18 protein-coding genes and 3 pseudogenes are annotated in these 18743 nt (G+C 66.2%); 6 read left to right on the top strand and 15 right to left on the bottom strand.

Annotated elements, in window-relative coordinates; all coding sequences use genetic code 11:
* Positions 1 to 354, top strand: a pseudogene (locus A9X05_RS13645) (MlaD family protein); the annotation flags it as partial.
* Here the strand turns inward: A9X05_RS13645 and A9X05_RS29700 are convergent.
* From A9X05_RS29700 to A9X05_RS13615, 7 genes and pseudogenes are all read right to left on the bottom strand, one after another.
* Positions 336 to 641, bottom strand: a pseudogene (locus A9X05_RS29700) (MlaD family protein); the annotation flags it as partial. The pseudogenes A9X05_RS13645 and A9X05_RS29700 sit on opposite strands and share 19 nt — an antisense overlap.
* A complete protein-coding gene (locus tag A9X05_RS13640) occupies positions 641 to 2197 on the bottom strand; it encodes a virulence factor Mce family protein (RefSeq protein WP_067748894.1) in 1557 nt (518 codons plus the stop codon). The gene A9X05_RS13640 and the pseudogene A9X05_RS29700, both read right to left, overlap by 1 nt.
* On the bottom strand, positions 2194 to 3753 hold the full coding sequence (locus A9X05_RS13635) for a virulence factor Mce family protein (RefSeq protein WP_067748897.1): 1560 nt from the start codon (positions 3751 to 3753) through the stop codon (positions 2194 to 2196). The genes A9X05_RS13640 and A9X05_RS13635 overlap by 4 nt, the downstream gene beginning before the upstream one ends.
* A complete protein-coding gene (locus tag A9X05_RS13630; protein WP_067748900.1) occupies positions 3750 to 4790 on the bottom strand; it encodes a virulence factor Mce family protein in 1041 nt (346 codons plus the stop codon). The genes A9X05_RS13635 and A9X05_RS13630 overlap by 4 nt, the downstream gene beginning before the upstream one ends.
* Positions 4787 to 6094 (bottom strand): MCE family protein, encoded by a 1308-nt coding sequence (locus tag A9X05_RS13625; RefSeq protein ID WP_067748903.1) that lies wholly within the window; start codon positions 6092 to 6094, stop codon positions 4787 to 4789. The genes A9X05_RS13630 and A9X05_RS13625 overlap by 4 nt, the downstream gene beginning before the upstream one ends.
* A 6-nt stretch (positions 6095 to 6100) precedes the next feature.
* Entirely contained in the window at positions 6101 to 6970 is an 870-nt protein-coding gene (locus tag A9X05_RS13620; protein ID WP_067278674.1) for an ABC transporter permease, read from the bottom strand.
* Between the two features lies 1 nt (position 6971).
* Positions 6972 to 7766 (bottom strand): ABC transporter permease, encoded by a 795-nt coding sequence (locus tag A9X05_RS13615; RefSeq protein WP_067748906.1) that lies wholly within the window; start codon positions 7764 to 7766, stop codon positions 6972 to 6974.
* A gap of 2 nt (positions 7767 to 7768) precedes the next feature.
* Here A9X05_RS13615 and A9X05_RS13610 point away from each other — a divergent pair, with 2 nt between their 5' ends.
* Positions 7769 to 8032 (top strand): hypothetical protein, encoded by a 264-nt coding sequence (locus A9X05_RS13610; protein ID WP_067748909.1) that lies wholly within the window; start codon positions 7769 to 7771, stop codon positions 8030 to 8032.
* Positions 8033 to 8150: 118 nt separating this feature from the next.
* On the opposite strand, the gene A9X05_RS31050 is transcribed toward A9X05_RS13610, so the two are convergent.
* The 4 genes from A9X05_RS31050 to A9X05_RS13595 all read right to left on the bottom strand — a co-directional run bounded on the left by A9X05_RS31050 (position 8151) and on the right by A9X05_RS13595 (position 11029).
* Positions 8151 to 8396 (bottom strand): hypothetical protein, encoded by a 246-nt coding sequence (locus tag A9X05_RS31050; protein WP_156669903.1) that lies wholly within the window; start codon positions 8394 to 8396, stop codon positions 8151 to 8153.
* 52 nt (positions 8397 to 8448) lie between these two features.
* Positions 8449 to 9117: a TetR/AcrR family transcriptional regulator gene (locus tag A9X05_RS13605; protein ID WP_067748912.1), complete on the bottom strand. Its 669-nt coding sequence runs from the start codon at positions 9115 to 9117 to the stop codon at positions 8449 to 8451.
* 156 nt (positions 9118 to 9273) lie between these two features.
* Positions 9274 to 9579 carry a hypothetical protein gene (locus A9X05_RS13600; protein WP_067748915.1) on the bottom strand — a complete coding sequence of 102 codons (306 nt, stop codon included), beginning with the start codon at positions 9577 to 9579 and terminating at the stop codon, positions 9274 to 9276.
* A gap of 121 nt (positions 9580 to 9700) precedes the next feature.
* Positions 9701 to 11029: an acyltransferase gene (locus A9X05_RS13595; RefSeq protein ID WP_067748917.1), complete on the bottom strand. Its 1329-nt coding sequence runs from the start codon at positions 11027 to 11029 to the stop codon at positions 9701 to 9703.
* Positions 11030 to 11112: 83 nt separating this feature from the next.
* Between A9X05_RS13595 and A9X05_RS13590 the strand changes: the two genes are divergently transcribed.
* On the top strand, positions 11113 to 12084 hold the full coding sequence (locus tag A9X05_RS13590) for an aldo/keto reductase (RefSeq protein ID WP_067748920.1): 972 nt from the start codon (positions 11113 to 11115) through the stop codon (positions 12082 to 12084).
* Positions 12069 to 13067, top strand: a complete 999-nt coding sequence (locus A9X05_RS13585) for an NAD-dependent epimerase/dehydratase family protein (protein ID WP_231968960.1) — start codon at positions 12069 to 12071, stop codon at positions 13065 to 13067. Before A9X05_RS13590 ends, A9X05_RS13585 begins: the two co-directional genes overlap by 16 nt.
* Positions 13068 to 13126: 59 nt before the next feature.
* On the opposite strand, the gene A9X05_RS13580 is transcribed toward A9X05_RS13585, so the two are convergent.
* The 3 genes from A9X05_RS13580 to A9X05_RS13570 all read right to left on the bottom strand — a co-directional run bounded on the left by A9X05_RS13580 (position 13127) and on the right by A9X05_RS13570 (position 15622).
* Positions 13127 to 14227 carry an NAD(P)-dependent oxidoreductase gene (locus A9X05_RS13580; RefSeq protein ID WP_067748926.1) on the bottom strand — a complete coding sequence of 367 codons (1101 nt, stop codon included), beginning with the start codon at positions 14225 to 14227 and terminating at the stop codon, positions 13127 to 13129.
* A 7-nt stretch (positions 14228 to 14234) separates the two neighbouring features.
* Complete coding sequence (locus tag A9X05_RS13575; protein ID WP_067748928.1) at positions 14235 to 14759, bottom strand: nuclear transport factor 2 family protein; 525 nt, start codon at positions 14757 to 14759, stop codon at positions 14235 to 14237.
* A 62-nt stretch (positions 14760 to 14821) separates the two neighbouring features.
* The gene (locus A9X05_RS13570; protein ID WP_067748931.1) at positions 14822 to 15622 is read right to left on the bottom strand and encodes an acyl-CoA thioesterase II; all 801 of its coding nucleotides are present in this window, start codon (positions 15620 to 15622) and stop codon (positions 14822 to 14824) included.
* A gap of 124 nt (positions 15623 to 15746) precedes the next feature.
* On the opposite strand from A9X05_RS13570, the gene A9X05_RS13565 reads away from it, so the two are divergent.
* Together A9X05_RS13565 and A9X05_RS31045 are read left to right on the top strand one after the other, a co-directional pair.
* Complete coding sequence (locus tag A9X05_RS13565) at positions 15747 to 16976, top strand: acyl-CoA dehydrogenase family protein (protein ID WP_067748934.1); 1230 nt, start codon at positions 15747 to 15749, stop codon at positions 16974 to 16976.
* Between the two features lie 12 nt (positions 16977 to 16988).
* A complete protein-coding gene (locus tag A9X05_RS31045; RefSeq protein ID WP_067781972.1) occupies positions 16989 to 17858 on the top strand; it encodes a hypothetical protein in 870 nt (289 codons plus the stop codon).
* Between the two features lie 63 nt (positions 17859 to 17921).
* On the opposite strand, the pseudogene A9X05_RS29685 reads toward A9X05_RS31045, so the two are convergent.
* A pseudogene (locus A9X05_RS29685) lies at positions 17922 to 18689 on the bottom strand (cation:proton antiporter); the annotation flags it as partial.
* Positions 18690 to 18743 lie beyond the last annotated feature (54 nt).

The raw sequence follows: 18743 nt of genomic DNA, 5'->3' as shown, positions 1-18743 counted from the left end.
GTGCGCGCGATCGAACTCAAGAACTGGGTCGCGACGCTGACACTGCGGCTGGGCAAGAACGTCAAGCTGCCCAGGAACGCCACCGCCAAGATCGGCCAGACCAGCCTGCTGGGTTCCCAGCACGTTGAGCTGGCGGCGCCGCCCAACCCCTCCCCGGAGCCGCTGCGGGACGGTGACACCATCCCGCTGAAAAACGCGTCCACCTATCCCACCACCGAGCAGACGCTGGCCAGCCTCGCCATCGTGCTGCACGGAGGCGGCATCCCGAACCTCGAAGTGCTGCAGAACGAGGTCTACAACATCCTCAACGGGCGGGCCGACCAGATCCGCGCCTTCCTGGGCAGCTTGACGTTCTTGCCCAGCCGCAGTGTCAGCGTCGCGACCCAGTTCTTGAGTTCGATCGCGCGCACCGTGCCGACGAAGACATCCGCCACCCGCACCCGGCTGTTGTCGTTGAGGGCCAGCGTGTCGGGCATCTGGACATACACGGTGTAGGAGCCGGGCCCGGAGCCCGGACCGCCGGGCATCGGTACGTTGGCGATTCCGTGCCACTTCGCGCACGAGGTAAGCACCGTCGCGGCGGTCAACACAGCAAGCGCCTTCCAGCCCAGGTGGCGGACCCGAATAGCCAAGGTGCGCATCATGATCCGGCTCCCGTAGCGGCGGCCGCCGGTGTCGGCGCGACCGGACCCGGGACCACGCCCGGCCCCGGGGGCGGTGGCGGGATCGGCACCTGCGGCGCACGCAGGCCGATCGGTGGCACGACGGGGTTCTCGTCATAGGCGTTCGGCGGCCCCGGCGGCGTCTGCAAGCCCGGGGGAGGGGGTGGGCCGCCGGGGCCGCCCAGGAGTTCGGCCAGCGATTCGGGGGTCATCAGGCCCCCGGTGACCGGCCCCACCTGGGTGCCTTGCATGCCCGGCGCGGCGACCCAGCCGGGCTGGGTATTGCGGTGCGAGAACGGAGTGTCGGGCACCCAGATCCCGGGCACCGTGGTGTCTTTGTACCCGTTGGGCGGTTGCAGCCGGGGTTCGGAGTAGGCGACTTCCTTGGGCAGCACCTCGGCGGTGCTGAACAGGTTCAGCCCGAACGGCAGGTAATTGAACTTGATCGCATCGAGGATCGGCGCCAGGTATTGGGCGCACAGTTCGGCGGATTCCTGGTAGCCCAGCCGGCTGCCGGCCTGAATCATGCTGCACATGAACTGCATTGGGTTGGCGAAGTTCGGGATAGCCGGGATGGACATGACGGCGCCGTGGGACGGGTGGTAGATCTGGCTGAGATTCGTCTCCAGCGTCGGCAGGACGTGCAGGGCGGTCTCCAACCCGTTCAGCGGGTCGGGCTGGACCAGCGTGGTGGTCAGGCTGTCGAGGTTGCCGATGTCATGGGCGAGCACCTCGCGGTTCTTGTCCAAGAACGGGCGCAGCGTTGAGAGTAGGCTGTCGAACTGCTGGATAGCGTTGGACAGGTCGCGGTCGGACCCGGTCAACTCGTCGGTGAACTGGGCGAGGTTCTTGTTCAGCGCGACGAATTGCTGGTCGTCTTTGTGCAACGCGTTGACGAACTGCGCCAGGCTGCGCACCACCGCGAAGAAGTCGCCCCGGCCCTCGTTCAGCGCGGTGAGCGACCGCGACAGGCTGTTCAGTGTGGTGTTGATCTGCTTGCCCTTGCCGGACAATCCGTCCGCGAACGACTCGATGGCCTCACCGAACGGGCCCTTGGGTTGCTCGGGCGTCGGGCCGAGTTTGGAGATGATGTTGGCGACGCTTTCGCGCAGTTCGTCCCACTCCGTCGGCATCTGCGTGCGCTCGATCGGGATCACCGCGTTGTTGCCCATCACCGGGCCACCTTTGTAGGGGGGCTCCAGCTGAATGCTCCGCGACGCCACCAGGGTTGGGTTGACGACTACGGCGGACGCGTTGGCGGGCACCTTGTATTTGTTGTCGTAGTGGAACGTCACCTTCATCTTGTCGCCGGCTGGCTCGATCTTGTCGACTGAGCCGACGCGCACGCCCATGATCTGGACCTTGTCCCCGGAATAGAGCGCGTTCGCCGTTGGGAGGTAAGCGATTACGGTGTTGGTGGTCAACTTCTGATAGAGCCGCCAGCCGACGATCCCTGCGACGAGGGCCAGCAGCACCACCACCGCCCCGACGACCGTCCGGCGCTGCGGTTTGCCGATACCGAAGACGCTACTCAATTCTGGTTACCTCCGGTGATACCGCTGCCGCCCGTGCCGCCGGGGTTGATGAACGGCGCCGGCAACTGCTGTCCGGGTCCCGGGGGCGCCGCCGGCCCCGGCGGGAGTCCTGGAGCGAACGCCGACGGTGGCGGGGCGGGGCCTGCGGGTTGCAGGTTCTCGGTGCGCGCGCCCGGCGGGGCTTGGGTGGGCAGTGGCACCGGTACGCCGGGCACGTCGGGAGGCGGGTCGCCGGGCCGCGCGGCGATCGGGATTCCCGGCGTCGGTGGCAGGCCGTTCGGGTTCGGCGGTGACGCCGCGACGTCGATCGGTGCCGGGAAACTGCCGCCGAAGGCGCCGACGTCAACACCCGCGCAGGGCAACGGGTTCCACGGTCGCGGCAGCGCGTCGGCCGGTGGCGTGTACGAGCAGGCCGTTCCCGGCGGCACCGCCGGTCCCGGATGGTCCGGGGTGCCTTCCAGCACCGGGGGCGCGGGCGGCGGCGCGCCGTTGGGGAACCGGGTGCCATTGGGGTCCGGCCACCGGAACTCGGGAAGCCCGGCGCTGCGCCAGAAGTCCTCCGGATCGATGCCGCGCTTCTTGAACGCGGCGTCGACGAACGGTTGCAAGATCCAATACGGCAGCAGGTTGGACAGGACAATCTTGAAGTACGGTCCCGACGCGACCGATTCACCCAGGGAGGCGGCGAATTGGCTGACGTACGTGAGGGTTTGGGCGAGGTCATCCTTACGCGCCACCAGCACGTCGCTGATCGCGCGCAACTGCTCCAGCACGGGGTTCAGATTCGGGTTGTCGTTGATGAATCCCTGCACCTGGGCCGAGAAAGCGGAAACGTTCTGCAGCAGCGCGCCGATGGCGCGGCTGCGCTCGTTGAACGCGACCAGGAGTGTCTTCGCGTTGACCAGCAGCCGGTTGATCTGTTCGCTGCGGTCACCGAGCACGCTGGCGACCTGATGGGCCTGAGCGAGTAGGTGCTTGATCTGGTCGTCGCGTTTGCCGATGGTGTCGGAGAATCTGGTCAAACCCTCGAGCGTGGCACTCAGATGCGGATAGGTCTGATCGATCGTCTGCGACAACACATTCAGCGACTGCTTGACGGTGTCGATGTCCCACCCGGTGGCGGCCTTGGTGACGTCGAAGGCGGCGTCGTAGAGCTGATACGGGGTGGTGCTCTGGCCCAGCGGTAACACGGCCCCCGGCCGCAACGTCTGCGTTCCGCGCGGCTCGATCTCGAGTACCTTCTTGCCGAGGATGGTGTCGGTCTTGATCGCGAGCCGGCTCTCGCTGCCGATGGTGTTGGCGCCGATATTGAACTTGATGCGGACATGGTCGCCGTCGATATCGAACGCCTCCACCTTGCCGACGTTCACGCCGGAGATGCGCACCTTATCGCCCTTGTTGAGTTGACCGGTGTCGGTGAACTGTCCGTAATAGCTCGGGCTGGCGAACATCATCGGGATGCTGGTGAAGCTTTGGCCGACGGCGACGACCAGCACCAGCACGGTGATGCCCATCAGGCCGACCCGGTTGCGGTTGAATTCCGTCAGCGTTCTCATTGCGGCGTGCACCTACCGGTGGGCTGCTGCCAGATCCGGACCGTGCGGACCGGGCCACCGGGCTGCAACCCGTTCCACCTGATGCTGAGGTCGCACAGGTAGAAGTTCACCCAGTCCCCGTAGAGGCCGATGCTGCGTCCGATGAGATTGAGCGCGGTCGGCGTCTTGTGAATCAGGTCGCCGAGTTGATCACGTTGGTCGACGAGCGGCTGCTGCAGAGCCTGCAGGTAGTTGATGGCCTTGTGCAGCAGCGCGCGGTTGTCGGCGAGGAGGTCGGCCACCGTGCCGGCGGCGTTGCTGATGTTCGCGGTCCCGGCCGCCAGCGGGTCGGCGTGGTTTTGCAGGCCGGTGATCAGTCTTTCGAAGTTGTCGACGGTCTGGTCGAACTCCTTGCGATGCCTGACCGTTGTGTCGAGCACGACGTTCAGGTTCTTGATCACCTCACCGATCGCCTGGTCGCGTTCAGCGATGTGCGCGGTCAGCTGCGCGGTCTGATCCAGGATGTCGTTGATGGTGCCGCCCTGACCCTGGAACACCGTGATGATGGCCGACGCGATGGTGTTGACCTTTTCCGGATCGAGCGCCCTGAACAGCGGCTTGAATCCACCGATCAGGGCGTCGAGGTCGAGTGCGGGCGCTGTTCGGGACAGGGGGATGAATCCGCCCGGCGGCAGGATCCGATCGCTGCCGTCACCCTCGCCGCGCTTGAGCTCCAGGTAGCGGTCGGCGAACAGATTGAGATAGCGGATCTGTGCGGTCGTCGTCTGGTAGAGCGGTATGGACCGGTCGACGTTGAAGTCCACCATCACCCGCTGGCCGCCGTCGATCAGCCGCACCGCTTTGACCTTGCCGATCTCGACCCCGGCGGCGCGGACGAACTGGCCGTTCTTGAGCCCGGTGGCGTTCTTGAACTCCGCGGAATAGCTGTTGGTGCTGTTGAAGCGCATCTGGGCGAACACCACGACGATCGACACGGTGATCAGCAGCAGCACCAGTGAGACGATGCCGAGCTTGATGGCGGAGCCGGTGATTTTCATGGGTTGATCGTGTTGTCCCCGACTTGGCGGCCCCAGACGTACTCGATGGCGTACGGTGAGCCGGTTTCCAGATGGTTGTAGGGCGCGAGGCTGGCGCCGGTATCGACCACCAGACTCGGCGCCGGCCACAGGTCATGGGTGATGGCCTGCCAGCAACCGGGCGCACCGCCCGGCCCGCCGCGGGCGTTCACGCGGGGCAGGTTGTCCGGGTACACAAAGGGATTCGGCGCCCCGCCCACCAGCCCGGCCAGGGTCAGGAGCCCCATCGTGGCCGCGGTGCCGGCCAACCCCGGGAGCGTCAACATGCCGCCCAGCCCTGAGGTCAGCTCGGTCATGGTTCTCAGCGCATAGCCGTTGCCGCCGCCGGTGGTGGCATAGGCCGCCGGTTCCTCGTCGTAGTAGTTGCGGATGGTGCAGAAGATCTCGGGGCTGTAGGTGTCGAACAGCTGGGCGGTGGGCACCAGATCGGCGGCGCCGCGCTGCAGGTAGGGCCCGCCGCGCTTGAAGATGTCTTCGCCGGTGTTGCCCAGCCCCGCCGCGGACAACAACGCAGAATCCAGATCGGCCTCCTGCCGGTGCAGGGTGCGCGCCGTAACCACCGCGTTGTTGAGGGAGTCGAGCAGATCCGGCGCGGCTTTGGCGTAGACGTCGCCCAGGGCGCCGAGCTGTTGAATGTCATGCCGGATCTGCGGCATTTGCGGGTTGATGTCGTCGAGGATGGCGTTGGCGTTGACGATCGATTGCCCGAATTTGTCGCCCAACCCGGTCAACGCCTGCGCGGCTGCAGCCAGCGTCAGGTTGAGCTTGACCGGATCCAGCTTCTCCGTTATCGAGGTGAGCGTCTCGAACAGGGTGTTGAACTCCGTTGTCACCGACCTGGCATCGATCACGTGCTGCGACGTGATGCGTTGTGGCGTCGGCTTTTTCGGCGAGGTCAACGACACGTACTTGTTACCGAAAACCGTGGTCGCCTTGATATTGGCGTCCACGTTGGCCGGAATCAGCTCGATCCACTTCGGATTGACGTTCAAGACGAACTTGGCGGCCGGTATGCCGTCACGCTCGATCTCCGAAATGCTGGCCACCCGGCCGATCTCCACGCCGTTGTAGGTGACCTTCGAACCCGGATCCATCACCAAGCCCGCCCGGGGGGCCAACATCGTCAAGCGCGTCGTCGGCGTGAGCTGGCCCCGAAACTGCAACCACACGAACCCCAACACCACCGCGGAGACAATCAGGAACGCCAGCGCCGTCGTCCGGTACGGCGGAATGCGTTGCGGGTTCTCTTTCACCGGGGTCGTCATGGGCGGCTACACGGTGAGGTTGAAGTTGGGGGTCTTGCCGTAGACCGCCATCGCGGTCAGCACGACCACCACGACGATGGTGATCAACGACAACCGCATCGAGCGGCCGACCGCTTCGCCGACGCCGACCGGCCCGCCGGTGGCGGTGTAGCCGTAGTAGCAGTGGGTGGTCATCACGACCACCGCGACCAGGATGACCTCCGCGAACGACCAGCCGACGTCGTTGAGGCGCAGGAACGTGTGGAAGTAGTGGTTGTACGTGCCGATGGACTGCCCGTACAACAACACGGTGGTGACCTGCTGGGACAGGAACGCCATGGTCATCGCCAACCCGTAGAGCGGGACGATGACGATCAGACCCGCCACCACCCGGGTGGACGCCAGAAAGGGGACCGACCGGATGCTCATCACCTCGAGCGCGTCGATTTCCTCGCTGATGCGCATGGCGCCCAATTCGGCCGTGGCACCCGCGCCGACCGTGGCGGCCAGCGCCTGACCGGCGGCCACCGGCGCCACGAACCGCACATTGACCAGGGCGGCCAAGAACCCGGTGAACGCCTCGACACCGATGTTGCCCAGCGTCGCGTAGCCCTGAATGGCGACGAGTGAACCCGCCGACAAGGTGATGAAGCCGACGATGGCGGCGGTGCCACCGACCACCGCCATCGCGCCGGTGCCCATCCCCATCTGGGCAACCATGCGGAGCAGCTCTTTGCGGTAGCGGTGTACGGCGAAGGGGATCTGCCCGACGGCGCTCAGTGCGAACCAGACCATCTGCCCGATCTCGACCAGCGGGCGAGACGGGACGTCCCCGTAACGGATGACGAATGCGCTCGTCCGCGGGAAGCGGACGCGGAGGGCGGCAGCCGTGGACATGTCAGCGCCCCGTCCCGAACCGGACGCCGATGGTGGTCAGCGCCGCGTTGACCGCGAACAGCGCGATGAAGCAGAGCACCACCGTCTCGTTCACGGCGGTCCCGAGGCCCTTGGATCCGCCGCGGACGATCAGCCCGCGGTAGCAGCCGACCAGGCCGGCGATCAGTCCAAACGTCGCGGCTTTGATGAACGCGATCACCACCTCGGGCAGGCCGGTGAGCGCCGTCAACGTGGAGAGGTAGGCGCCGCTCGAGACGTTCTGCAGGTAGACGCTGAACAGGTAGCCGCCCCCGAGGCCGACGGCGACCACGAGGCCGTTGAGCAGCACCGCGACAAGTGTGGAGGCGACGACCCGGGGCACCACCAGGCGGTGGATCGGGTCGATGCCGAGCACCTCGAGCGCGTCTATCTCCTCGCGGATGGTGCGCGCGCCGAGGTCCGCGCAGATGGCGGTGCCGCCCGCGCCGGCGACCACGAGCACCGTCACGATCGGGCCGAGCTGGGTGACCGCGCCGATCGCGGCACCGGCCCCCGACACGTCGGCGGCGCCGATCTCCGCCAGCAGCAGGTTCAGCGTGAAGATGAGCAGCACGGTTTCCGGGATGGACACGGCGATGGTGGGCAGCAGCGATACCCGCATGAGAAACCAGCCGTTCCAGATGAACTCGCGCCATTCGAACGGCTGTCTCAGCGCTTTCCCGGTCAGCACGCACATGCGGAAGAATCCACCGGCCACTTCCGTCCCGGGCCGAATCCGACTGCTCAATTTGCTGGCGGTCAGGTGGGAGGTGGTCATGCGTGCCGTCCCGAACGCGACCGCGCAACGAGGGCTTTCGGTTCCGCCGCTTCGTCAAGCGGGCGATGGGTAGTCGCGGGACGGTCATCGCGTTGGTGATCGTGATCCTGGTTGGCGGGGCGGTCCGCCGCGCGGCCAACCAGTGCAAAGCGCTGCACTACAGAGTGTTTCGAGTGAGGCGGGACGGGGCCGGATTCCTGATTCCTTCGCCGCGGGTCTTGCCGCAAGAGCGGTGGCCCCCATCGGTGGCGTACCGCGCGGGCTGACTCCCGACGCGAGTCGACCCGGTGATCCTCCCGATCGACACTCTGAGATCCCACCCTTCGGCTCCATGCCGCCCTAGTTTGCGCCACGCATCACTATGGCATTAGACCGTACGGTCAGTCAATAACCGCCGGCGGCGGCGAGTATTCGCCGCGCGAGTAATTCGGGGGTGGCCAGCGCCGTGTTGACGTCTTTTTGGTGATTTACAGGGGTTTTGGCGGTAGTCGGTACGCCTGGCGCCACATCGTCGGCCTTTCTTTTGAGAAAAGCCTGCGCACGGAAACCGACCGCGCGTACAGTATTCGGCAGGGCTTTTCGGTGCTTTTCCCGTTCGAACGAGCGTCGGCCAACGCTGACGCGGCGCACCAAGCGGAGCCTCGGTAGGGCCAATTACGGCCCCGCGCAATGGTGTTGGAGGCTAGGCGGCCGGACCCGTGACGGCGGCGAGGCATTCACGCACCACCGAGACGACGTCGGCGGAGGGGCTTGCCCACTTGCCGAGCCCGAGCCGATCGAGCAGTAACCCGCCGAGGAACACGTCGACGAACGCGGCCCCTACCTGTTCCGGGCTGCGGGAATCGGCGGGGCCGAACCACACCCACATCCACTCGAGCGATCCCCACAGCTGCAATGCCGCCAGTTCGATGTCGACGGCTCGGAAGACCCCGCCGTCGATTCCGCTGCGGATCTCCTCAATCGCCAAGCTTTGCAATTGGTTCCGCAGCTTCCGGACTTGCTGCATCGCCGGGTCGTCGGACAACTGGACCACCTCGCGCTGGCTTGCCACCGTCGCCTCACGGGCGACCACCTGGAGCAGCGCGGAGGTGTAAATGATTGCGGCGATGCGTTCCTGCGGTGTACCGAGCCGGGACCATGCCATCTGCACCGCATCGAGTTGTCGGGCGAGGTGGGTTTCCTCGAGCTCCCGCAACATCTGTGCCTTGGTGCCGAAGTGATGAACGATGGTGCCCTTCGACATGCCAAGCTCGTCGGCGATGTCGCCCATATTCGTTCTGTCGTAGCCGCGTTCGGCGACATAGCGGACAAACGCGTCGAAGATCTCGCCACGCCGACCAGGTCGAGGCATCGTGCACCCTTCGGCTCTAACTAACCGTACGAACGGTCCATCATAAGCTTGACGATGTCAAGATCCCCCGAGCCGCGCCACCGGGGCGGCAGACATCGTGCGACGCGTCCGTCAGCCGAAAGCGTGGCGCGTCAGAACCCGCTTGGTTCGGGGCGGCTACACCGCCCTGTGGCCATTCAACCTGTCGGGTGCGGTCACGACATAGGTGTTCGCCTTGGACGCCGGTTTGATTTCACCGGCGGTATACACGGTCATGAGATCTCTGCCATCGCTATCGACGACGCACACATAGGTGTCCGTCTCGGCGTCGTAGTCGAAGCTGTCCCAGGCCAATAGGAACGCCAAGCAGTTGCCGTCGCGATCGGCGACGACGAGCTTGTGCACCCCCGACTTCCGTAGTAGCTCGGCGTCCTGCGCGCGCTGCTGAGGGACCTGGCTGGTGTGGAGCGTGGCGTGTGACATCTGTGTACTCCCTTAGCGAGGATGTCTCCCTGTAGCCTAGGCTCAACTGCTTGGATACTCCGAGCCTTGGCGGAAACGTTTCTCTCCGATCAGGAAGGCGACCAGGGCACTAGGGCCCATCTCAAGGGGCCGTAAGTCGCTTACCCGAGGGGACCGTGTCTCGGGTTTTGGGTCGCACCGCCACCAACACGACCCCGGCGGCGAACAGGGCGGCGGTCGGCCAGGAGAATCGCCCGTTCGGTGCGAAGCCGCCCTGCGCCAACAGATGCAGCCCGGCGGCGGCCAGGACGGTGCCGGTCAGCATGATCGCCTCGGCAAAGCGGTCACCGAGCGGCAGCCCGAACGTGGGCAGCGGAACCGCGAAGACCCGCCGCTGCCACCACAGCAGCATCAGTTCGGCCGCGGTCACCACGCTGAGTATCGTGATCCACTCCAGCCGGACGAGCCACCACGCCACCGAACCCTCGTGCGGTTGCGGGATCAGCCCTGCCGGATAGGCGACGATCGCGACGATGACAACCGGAACCATGTGCCATAGGTAAAGGGCCATCACGTTGGCGTTGGCGGTGGACAACACCCGCTGCACCGAGCGGTGGTGCAGGATCCGGTCCAGTGCCGGCGCCAATGCCATGGCCAGCCCCGCTTGCGTGCACCCGAAGGCCATCATCGCCACCGTCGGCGGCGTCGTGTTCTCGATCGCTTCGCCAGGAACGCCGATCATGCTCACCGGATACGGCCCCACCCGGATCAGCAGCATCAGAGCGACGGCCGAGGCGGCAGCGAGCAGCATCGGCCGGCGGCCGGCCAACAGGCCACCCTGCCAGGCGATCCCGAGCTGGTAGAGCAGGCCCCAGCACAGCAGATAGTTCAGCGTGCCGATATAGGGGACGTGGCCCGCGAGCGAGACGGCGTCGACCAGCACGACTCCCGCGGCCAGTACCAGCGGGACCACGAGGCCCCAACGCCTATGCGCCGCAACGGCAATCGGCGTCAGTGACACGACGAGCACGTACACCGCGAGGAACCACAGGTGCATGGCCACCGCCCAACCCGCGTATTCCATCACGGTGCCGGGCAAATGCCGGGCCCGCAGGACCACCACGATCGCCGAAATCAGTGCGACATAGACCGTGGTCGGTCCGAGCACCCGAGCGAGTCGATGCCGGATCCAGGCCTGGCGCGAGAAGCTCTCGGCGTCGCGGCGGTGAGCCCACGACACGGCCCCGGCATAGCCGGCCACGAAGAAGAACACCGGAACCGCCTGGAAAATCCATGTCAGCCATTGCGTCCATGGCATGTCGAGCAGCGGGTTCTCGCGGCCGAATTGCCCATCGTGGTAAGTCACCGAACCGGCCAGCCAGTGGCCCAGCACGATGAGGACCACGCCCGAGGCGCGGTAGTAGTCGACCGCGAGATTGCGGGCCGGTCGCGCGGTTTCTACGTCGTCCATCGGATCGCGGCGAGATCGATGCGGTGCACTCGCGCAACGGTACCCGCCCCGTCCCGTGAAGTCGCCGGGCGCACAATGACCCCATGAAACAAGCTCGCCTCGCCGACCTGGAAGTCGGCCGCCTGGGCCTGGGCGCGATGGGGATGTCCGTGGCGTACGCAGGCGCAGGCACCGATGATGCCGAGTCGATCCGTACCGTTCAGCGCGCCATCGATCTGGGCGTCACGCTGATCGACACCGCCGAGGTCTACGGCCCGTATGTCAACGAAGAACTGCTCGCCCGCGCGCTGCAGGGCCGGCGGGATCAGGTGGTGTTGGCGACGAAGTTCGGGATGATCTCCCACACGGGGCGCGGCGGGCTGGACAGCAGCCCCGCCAACATTCGCATCGCGGTGGACGGTTCGCTGCAGAGGCTCGGAACCGATCGCATCGATCTCTACTATCAGCACCGCCTCGACCGGGAGACCCCGATCGAAGACACCGTCGGGGCGTTGGCGGAGTTGGTCGCCGCCGGGAAGATTAGGTACATCGGCCTTTCGGAGGTCGGCGTGATGACCATTCGGCGCGCGCACGCGGTTCATCCGGTCACCGCCGTGCAATCCGAATATTCGTTGTGGACACGCGACCAGGAAGACGAGATCTTGCCGCTGCTGCGCGAACTGGGGATCGGGTTCGTCGCCTACTCGCCGTTGGGGCGCGGCTTCCTCACCGGCGCCATTCGCTCCACCGAGGGGTTGCCGGACAGCGACTACCGCAAGACCAATCCGCGTTTCTTCGACGAGAACTTTCAGCACAACTTGAACAGCGCGGACGAATTGCGCAGCATCAGCGCCGATGTCGGGGCCACTCCCGCTCAGGTGGCCCTCGCCTGGCTGTTGGCGAAAGGCCGCGACATCGTGCCGATTCCGGGGACGAAGCGCGTGGCGCGCCTCGAAGAGAACGTCGGTGCGGACGCCGTCGAACTGACCGCCGACCAGCTGTCCCGGCTCGACCGGCTGACCCCGGCCATCGGGGGCCATCACGCCGAGGCGCAGATGAAGTGGATCGACCGTTAGTGGGCGTCGCCAAGAAACTGGTGATCGGGGCGAGCGGCTTCCTGGGCTCGCATGTCACCCGGCAGCTCGTCGCCGCCGGCGCCGACGTGCGAGTGATGTTGCGGCGCACCAGCTCTACCAAGGGAATCGACGATCTCGATGTCGAGCGCTGCTACGGGGATGTCTTCGACGACCGGGCGCTGGCCGCGGCCATGGCCGGGTGTGACGTCGTCTACTACTGCGTCGTCGACGCCCGGATGTGGCTGCGGGACCCGGCGCAGCTGTTCCGCACCAACGTCGAGGGGCTGCGACACGTCCTCGACGCGGCGCTGGGCGCCGACCTCAAGAGGTTCGTCTACACCAGCACCACAGGCACTTTGGCGATCAGTAACGGTAAGCCAGTCACCGAGGACGATCCGCACAACTGGGATCAGGGCGGCCCGTATATCGAGGCGCGGGTGGCCGGGGAAGACCTGCTGCTGTCGTACGCGCGGGACAAGGGATTGCCCGCCGTGGCGATGTGCGTATCCACCACCTATGGGCCCGGCGACTGGGCGCCGACCCCACACGGCTCCTTGCTTGCCCTCGTCGCGACCGGAAGGTTTCCGTTCTATTTCGGCTACTCGGCCGAGGTGGTGGGCATCGAAGACGCCGCAAGGGCAATGCTTCTCGCAGCGGAGCGCGGACGCAACGGCGAGCGCTACATCGTCTCCGACCGCTACATGAGCGTCCGGGAGCTGCATGAGATCGCGGCCACGGCCGTCGGCAGGCGCCCGCCGCGCATCGGTATCCCGATGTCCGTGCTGCGCGCCGGTGCGCGGGTCAACGACGCGGCGGCGGCGCTGCTGGGCCGGGACCTGCCGTTCGCCTACGTCGGAATCCGCATGGCCGAATTGATGTCCCCGCTCGACCACGGCAAGGCCGAACGCGAGCTCGGGTGGACGCCCGGACCCGTCGAGGACTCGATTCGCAAGGCCGCCGTCTTCTTCGCGTCCCTGAAGTGATACGCGGTGGCGACCCGTCCCCGCAAGCGGGGAGATACCCGCAGCGCCCGGCCGGGTAGCTAGTCGACGCCGGCCAGCGCGGCGGTCCCGTATTTCTTTTCGATCAGCGACCACGGGTCGGCGTATGGTCCACGCCCCTCGAGCCGGCGCTGCACCATCAGGACGGTGCGCAGTACCGGGCGCAATACGGGGCTCAGCAGTCGCACGACGGTCCGCAGGCGCCCCTGTGTTTGGGCGATCCACGCCAGGGTGTCGGACCAGTCGTGCTCCTGAAAGTTCAGCAGCGCCTGCGCTTCGGTGGTGTCGTACCAGCCGGTGAAGCTCCAGCCGCGGTCGTCGGTGGGGTCGCCGGGCAGGCTGGCGGACGGGCCCAGGCCACCCAGGCCGACGGCGTCCATGAGTCCGTCCTCGAGGTCGCGCTGGGTGAGCACGTAGGTCTCGTTGCCGCCGATCAGGATCACCTTGCCCGCGATCGCCGACTCACGGTCGACGCCGTTGGCGAAAGCGAGCGCCACATCGCGCGCGTCCACGGCGTGCATGCGGTTGTCGCCGGGCATCGACCGCATCAGCAGCAGCGAGTCGCTGTTGACCGTGGTGTGGGTATCCGGCGAGATGACCCCGCCCAGGCGGAACAGCGCGTACGGCAGGCCACTGTCGCGGATCGCCGCCTCGGCGAGGACCTTGTCCTGACCGTATTGGTCGATGGGGTTCACGGGGGTATCAGGGGTGATCCGCTCCGGCTGGCGGTAGGGGTTGCGCGATCCGTAGACCGCGGCGCTGGACGCCATCAGGAACAGCGGCGGCCGGGGGAGCGCGGCGCAGGCCGCCAAGAGATTCTCGGTGCCACCGACGTTTACCTTGCGGGCCAACGCGGGCTTGCGATACGACAGCGGGGACACGACCGCGGCGAGGTGGACGACCGCGTCGGGCCGATGAGTCGCGGCGAGCCCGCGCACCGCCTCGGCGTCCAGCAGATCGGTGTAGGCCGCAATGAGCGTGCCGGGGTACCCGCCGGCGGCCAGCTCGCGTTCGACGGCGACGGTGTTGTCGTTGCGCAGATCCATTGCGATGACGGTGCGTCCCCGCTCGAGCAGGATCTGAGTGCAACGCTTGCCGACTTGTCCGAACGCGCCGGTGACCAAAACGGTAGAGGCAGTCATGGCTTTGTCATTGTCCCATCAGTCGATTGGCGGCTCTGCCGATCGCGCGTCGGATTCGCTCGGAGACGTAGATCGAGAATACTGGGGTGACGATATCCTCTCGCACGCGAGTTAGCTTGGAGCTCTTGATAAACCACTGACCGTCGACGTTCTCATAGGTCTCGTGGTAGTGGCCGTACCCCACCAAGGTCACGCCTGCTCCGAATCGGACGACGTCTTGCACCGCCCACACCCCGCGGGCGGTGGTCGCCGAAGTGAGCGTGATTTCGGGGGCGTGCACCTGGTGCGCCGTGGCCTGGGCCGGCCGCCCGAGGGCCTTGCGGGTGAACGACACGAACTCGTCCGCGCCCTCGATGACCTTGCCGCCCGCCTCGGCGGTGTCGCTGACGAAGTCATCGGTGAAGACGGTTCGCCACGCCGCCCAGTCCTTGTTGTCGAGGTATCGGCAATAGCGAGCCTTGAGCTGCTTGATCGATTCGATGTCCAGCAGTGTGGCCGCGTCGGCGATCGCGTCGTGCGCGCGCTGTGTCATAGCGGCTCTATTCCTTCGGTGTGCGCCCCTGCGTGACGTTTCACTGGCGAAGTGTAAACCTGTCAGCCCTTGAAGTAGACGACCTGATGCGTGGTCGCCAGCAGCGTGCCCTCCCGCGTCCATACCTGCGCGCTCTGGTCGAAGTAGCCCCGGGAGAAGCGGTTGGCGTGGGCGGTGCACAGGACGAAGTCGTCTCCCAAATGGTCGAGTTGGTGCTGGTCGGCGTGGAAATATGTCGTCAACGAGATGGTCCCCGACGGGATGACGTTGCCGCGGCGCAGGAACACGCGCGGATAGAAGACGTCGCTCAGGGCCGCCAGCGCCGGGTAGTCGACGGGGCGGTGGGCGCCGTCACGCACCCACAGTGTGGTCGTCGAGGATTCGCTCGGTTGCCCGTCCTCCCTGGGAATTTGTCCCTCGACATACCGCATGTCGTAAAGGCTGGTCCATCGAACGATGCCGGGATCGGTGGGCGGAACCTGCTCCGGGTCCGGTGCGCTCGGCGGGCGGCTTTCCGTGTCGCCCCAGCTGTCGCGGCGCAGAGCGAACAACGCGGTCACCGTTGTCTTGACGTCTCCATCCTGGCCGAGTTCGGCGATCCAGTGCTGGTTGCTGCGGTTGGTGCGCGCGGCCCGCAGTGAGATGTCGAAGTCGCCGTCGGCGATGGGGGCGGCGTAGTTGACCGTCAAAGCCAACGGTTCGCCGATGCGCTCGGGGTGCGATTCGATCGCGTGCAGCATCGTCGCGGCGGTGATGCCACCGAAGGGCCCCACCATATTGGCCCATTCCGGATGGGTCCGGCCGCGCCTGGTGTCGGCGTCGATGGTTTGCAGCCGGATGGCGTCGTCGAAGGGGTGCGTCATGAGTCGTCCGCAGACTACCGGCGGGGGACGCGACGCGGCGCCGAGGGCGGGGTCTCGACTGCCTCGGCTCCGCTGCTGTACAGTCGCCCAGCACAAGGTCGACGCTCGAATGAGAGGCCATCCGGTGACTTCCGAGTCGGTCGCAGAATTCCGGAGCCGGGCCAGGGCCTGGCTGGCCGGAAACCTCCCTCGGCTTGATTCCGAAGACGCAATGGCCCTGCAGCGCGACGAGCTGGCTTCGTGGCGCCGCGCGCGTGAATTGCAGAGGAAGCTGTACGACGGCGGATTCGCCGGCATCTGCTTCCCGCGCGAGTGCGGCGGCCTCGGGTTGGGCTACGAATACAAGAAGGCGTTCGACGCCGAGGCCCTGGCCTACGAGACGCCGCTCATGCTCAACGTCCCGTCCTTCGCCATCTGCTGCGCGACGATCCTCGACATGGGCAGCGAGGAACAGAAGCGCACCCACATAGCCGCCGCGCTTCGCGGCGACGAAGTGCTGGTGCAGTTGCTGTCGGAACCCAGCGGGGGATCGGATCTTGCGGGCGTCCTCACCCGTGCCGACCGCAGGGACGGACGATGGATCATCAACGGCGCCAAGACATGGAGCACGTGGGCATTCGCCGCGGACTATGGGCTGTGCCTGGCCCGGACGGACTGGAACGCGCCCAAACACGAAGGGCTGACGATGTTCCTGGTGCCGCTTCGGCATCCCGGCGTCATCATCAACCGCATCAAGCAGGTCAACGGCTCGGTCGAATTCTGCGAGGAGTTCTTCGACGACGTCGACGTCGGTGACGACGCCGTCGTCGGTGAGCCGGGTAAGGGATGGGACGTCGCGTCGCGCCAGCTCTACCACGAACGTCGCAGCATGGGCGACGGGTCGGAGTACACCAGCGGGCCGGGAATCGCCGAGGCCGAGGATGTCTCCGTCGACCTGCTGTCGGTGGTCGAGAAGGCGAAACAAGCCGGCAACGAACGTGTCCGGGAAATGGTCGGGCGAGCTTTGGTGCACAGGGCGGTGCATGGACAACTCAGCGAGCACGTCTTCCACGCCGTGGCCGGCGGTTCGCTGCCGCCCGCCGCGGGATCGATCATCCGGCTCTACATGGCCGAGGTGCACGACGTCGAAGTCGACACCGCGCTGGCCGTCGCCGGACCGGCGGCCGTTATCGACGACGGGACGGGTTTGCTCGACATCGGCACGCGCTACCTGGGCCGCCAGATTGCCAGCATCGGTGGCGGGACCACGGAGATGGCACGCAACGTGATCGGGGAGCGGGTCCTGAATTTCCCGCGCGAGTACGCCGCCGACCGTGGCGTGCCGTTCAACCAGGTGCGGCACGGAAAAGCTTGAAGGAGGCCGGAATTGAGCGACCAGCTTCGTGACATCCGGGAGTTGGCGGGAGACTCCGAGGCATACCGGGACGAGCTGTATCGGCGCTGGACGGGTCTGCTCAGCTACCGCTACATCGGCCGCAAACACTCCTCGATGGACATCGGTGAGGTCGACGACACCGTCACCATTCGCCGTGACATGCGCAACGAGGCCGGTGGAATCATGGTGGCGCCGTTGGCCATCTCGTCCCCCGAAGGATGCCAGACGGACATGGTCGCGGTGCCCAATCCGGTCATCGCGTCGGTGCAGATCATCGACCCGGGCTACGACGTCAGGCGGGTCGAGATCGTGGGTTCGGGCATCGTGCACCAGGGCCGCACCATGGGTTACGGGCGGTGCAAGATCGTCGACGCCGACAATCCGGATCGGGTGATCGCCTTTAACGAGGGGCAGGGAGCGATCATCGGCATTCCGCCGGAAGGCCTGGGCCGGATGGACGTTTCGGGTACGGAATTGGAGATCGAGGACTCGCCGGACCTGCCGCCGCTGTGGCAGGCCTTCGGGGCCAGCAGGCGGGACGATGGCCATTGGGTGCTGCCCGAGCTCAGCACCGAACTCGCTTCGCCGGACGCCGCGCTGCACATCGGCCCGCAGCACGTCGTCCTAGAAACCGCGGCGATCGACCTCGCCGCCGGCGTCGCGGGGACCCGAAAGCTCCAGGTGGTCAGCTGGCACGTCATGTTCATGTCGCGCGGCAAGGTGGGTCCCTTCCGGGTCGAGGGGGTCGCCCACCGCGGCGCCCCCGGCCGCGTCGGCGTGCGCATGCTGCTGCACGACGAGGGGAACGCGGACAAGGCCGTCACCTCCGCTGCGGCGGTCTTCGACGTCCTGGATTCTTGACCGGCCGGTGGGGGACGCCTCGCCTGCCCGGTGCCGCCCATAAACGAACTCGAATATCGGCGTGGCCATCAGGGTCGTGACCACGGCAACCAGAACGAGGATGCTGAAGAGCGTCGGGGTGATGATGCCGGCCTGGAGCCCGATGTTGAGCAGAATGAGTTCGATCAATCCGCGGGCGTTCATCAAGGAACCCAGCGCAACGGCCTCACGAAAAGGGACTTTCCTGAGCCACGCGACCACCGCGCACGAAACGCCCTTGCCAAAGATCGACAGCAGGAGCATTCCCACCGTCACCGCCCACAGTTTCGGGCTGTTCACCAGGCCGATCTGGGTATTCAGCCCCGAGTAGACGAAGAACAGCGGCAGCAACAACGTGGTCACCAACGGCTCGAGCCTGGCGGTGAGTTGGTGGGCGAAGAAGCCGGACGGCATTGCCGCGCCCAGGACGAATGCGCCGAATATCGCGTAGATGCCGATCGCGTCGGTGAACCATGCGCACGTCATGAGCAACACGAGGACGGTGCTGAACGTGGATGTGCTGACCGCGTTGCGGCGCTCGGATCTCGCGCCGAGGGCGGCCAGCGCTTTCCGCCCGACGGTCAGGAGCAGCGCCGTGTAAAGAATGCCACCGGCTATCGCCGTGGCGGCTGTGGTGGGATTGCCTCGATGGATGGCGAGCACGACGGCGAGGATGCACCAGGAGAGCGCATCGTCGATCGCGCCGCAGATCAGGGCGAGCGTACCTAGAGGCGTTCCGGAAAGCCGTTGTTCGAAAATGATTCGGGCCAGCATTGGAAACGCGGTGGTTGCGATCGACGCGCCCAGGAACATCATCGCCAAGGCGAGCGAGACGCCTTTTCCGAACAGCACGCCACTGTTCAGCAG

The organism is Mycobacterium sp. E3298 (assembly GCF_001666895.1).
GTDB lineage: Bacteria > Actinomycetota > Actinomycetes > Mycobacteriales > Mycobacteriaceae > Mycobacterium.
The sequence above is the reverse complement of the archived record's forward strand: the minus strand, read 5'-3'. Positions and strand labels throughout refer to the sequence as shown.

What these genes read in the sequence shown, in the direction of transcription:
- A9X05_RS13635 (WP_067748897.1), bottom strand. Translation starts at nt 3,753, where the DNA reads ATGAGAACGCTGACGGAATTCAACCGCAACCGGGTCGGCCTGATGGGC.
- A9X05_RS13630 (WP_067748900.1), bottom strand. Translation starts at nt 4,790, where the DNA reads ATGAAAATCACCGGCTCCGCCATCAAGCTCGGCATCGTCTCACTGGTG.
- A9X05_RS13625 (WP_067748903.1), bottom strand. Translation starts at nt 6,094, where the DNA reads ATGACGACCCCGGTGAAAGAGAACCCGCAACGCATTCCGCCGTACCGG.
- A9X05_RS13620 (WP_067278674.1), bottom strand. Translation starts at nt 6,970, where the DNA reads ATGTCCACGGCTGCCGCCCTCCGCGTCCGCTTCCCGCGGACGAGCGCA.
- A9X05_RS13615 (WP_067748906.1), bottom strand. Translation starts at nt 7,766, where the DNA reads ATGACCACCTCCCACCTGACCGCCAGCAAATTGAGCAGTCGGATTCGG.
- A9X05_RS13605 (WP_067748912.1), bottom strand. Translation starts at nt 9,117, where the DNA reads ATGCCTCGACCTGGTCGGCGTGGCGAGATCTTCGACGCGTTTGTCCGC.
- A9X05_RS13600 (WP_067748915.1), bottom strand. Translation starts at nt 9,579, where the DNA reads ATGTCACACGCCACGCTCCACACCAGCCAGGTCCCTCAGCAGCGCGCG.
- A9X05_RS13595 (WP_067748917.1), bottom strand. Translation starts at nt 11,029, where the DNA reads ATGGACGACGTAGAAACCGCGCGACCGGCCCGCAATCTCGCGGTCGAC.
- A9X05_RS13590 (WP_067748920.1), top strand. Translation starts at nt 11,113, where the DNA reads ATGAAACAAGCTCGCCTCGCCGACCTGGAAGTCGGCCGCCTGGGCCTG.
- A9X05_RS13580 (WP_067748926.1), bottom strand. Translation starts at nt 14,227, where the DNA reads ATGACTGCCTCTACCGTTTTGGTCACCGGCGCGTTCGGACAAGTCGGC.
- A9X05_RS13575 (WP_067748928.1), bottom strand. Translation starts at nt 14,759, where the DNA reads ATGACACAGCGCGCGCACGACGCGATCGCCGACGCGGCCACACTGCTG.
- A9X05_RS13570 (WP_067748931.1), bottom strand. Translation starts at nt 15,622, where the DNA reads ATGACGCACCCCTTCGACGACGCCATCCGGCTGCAAACCATCGACGCC.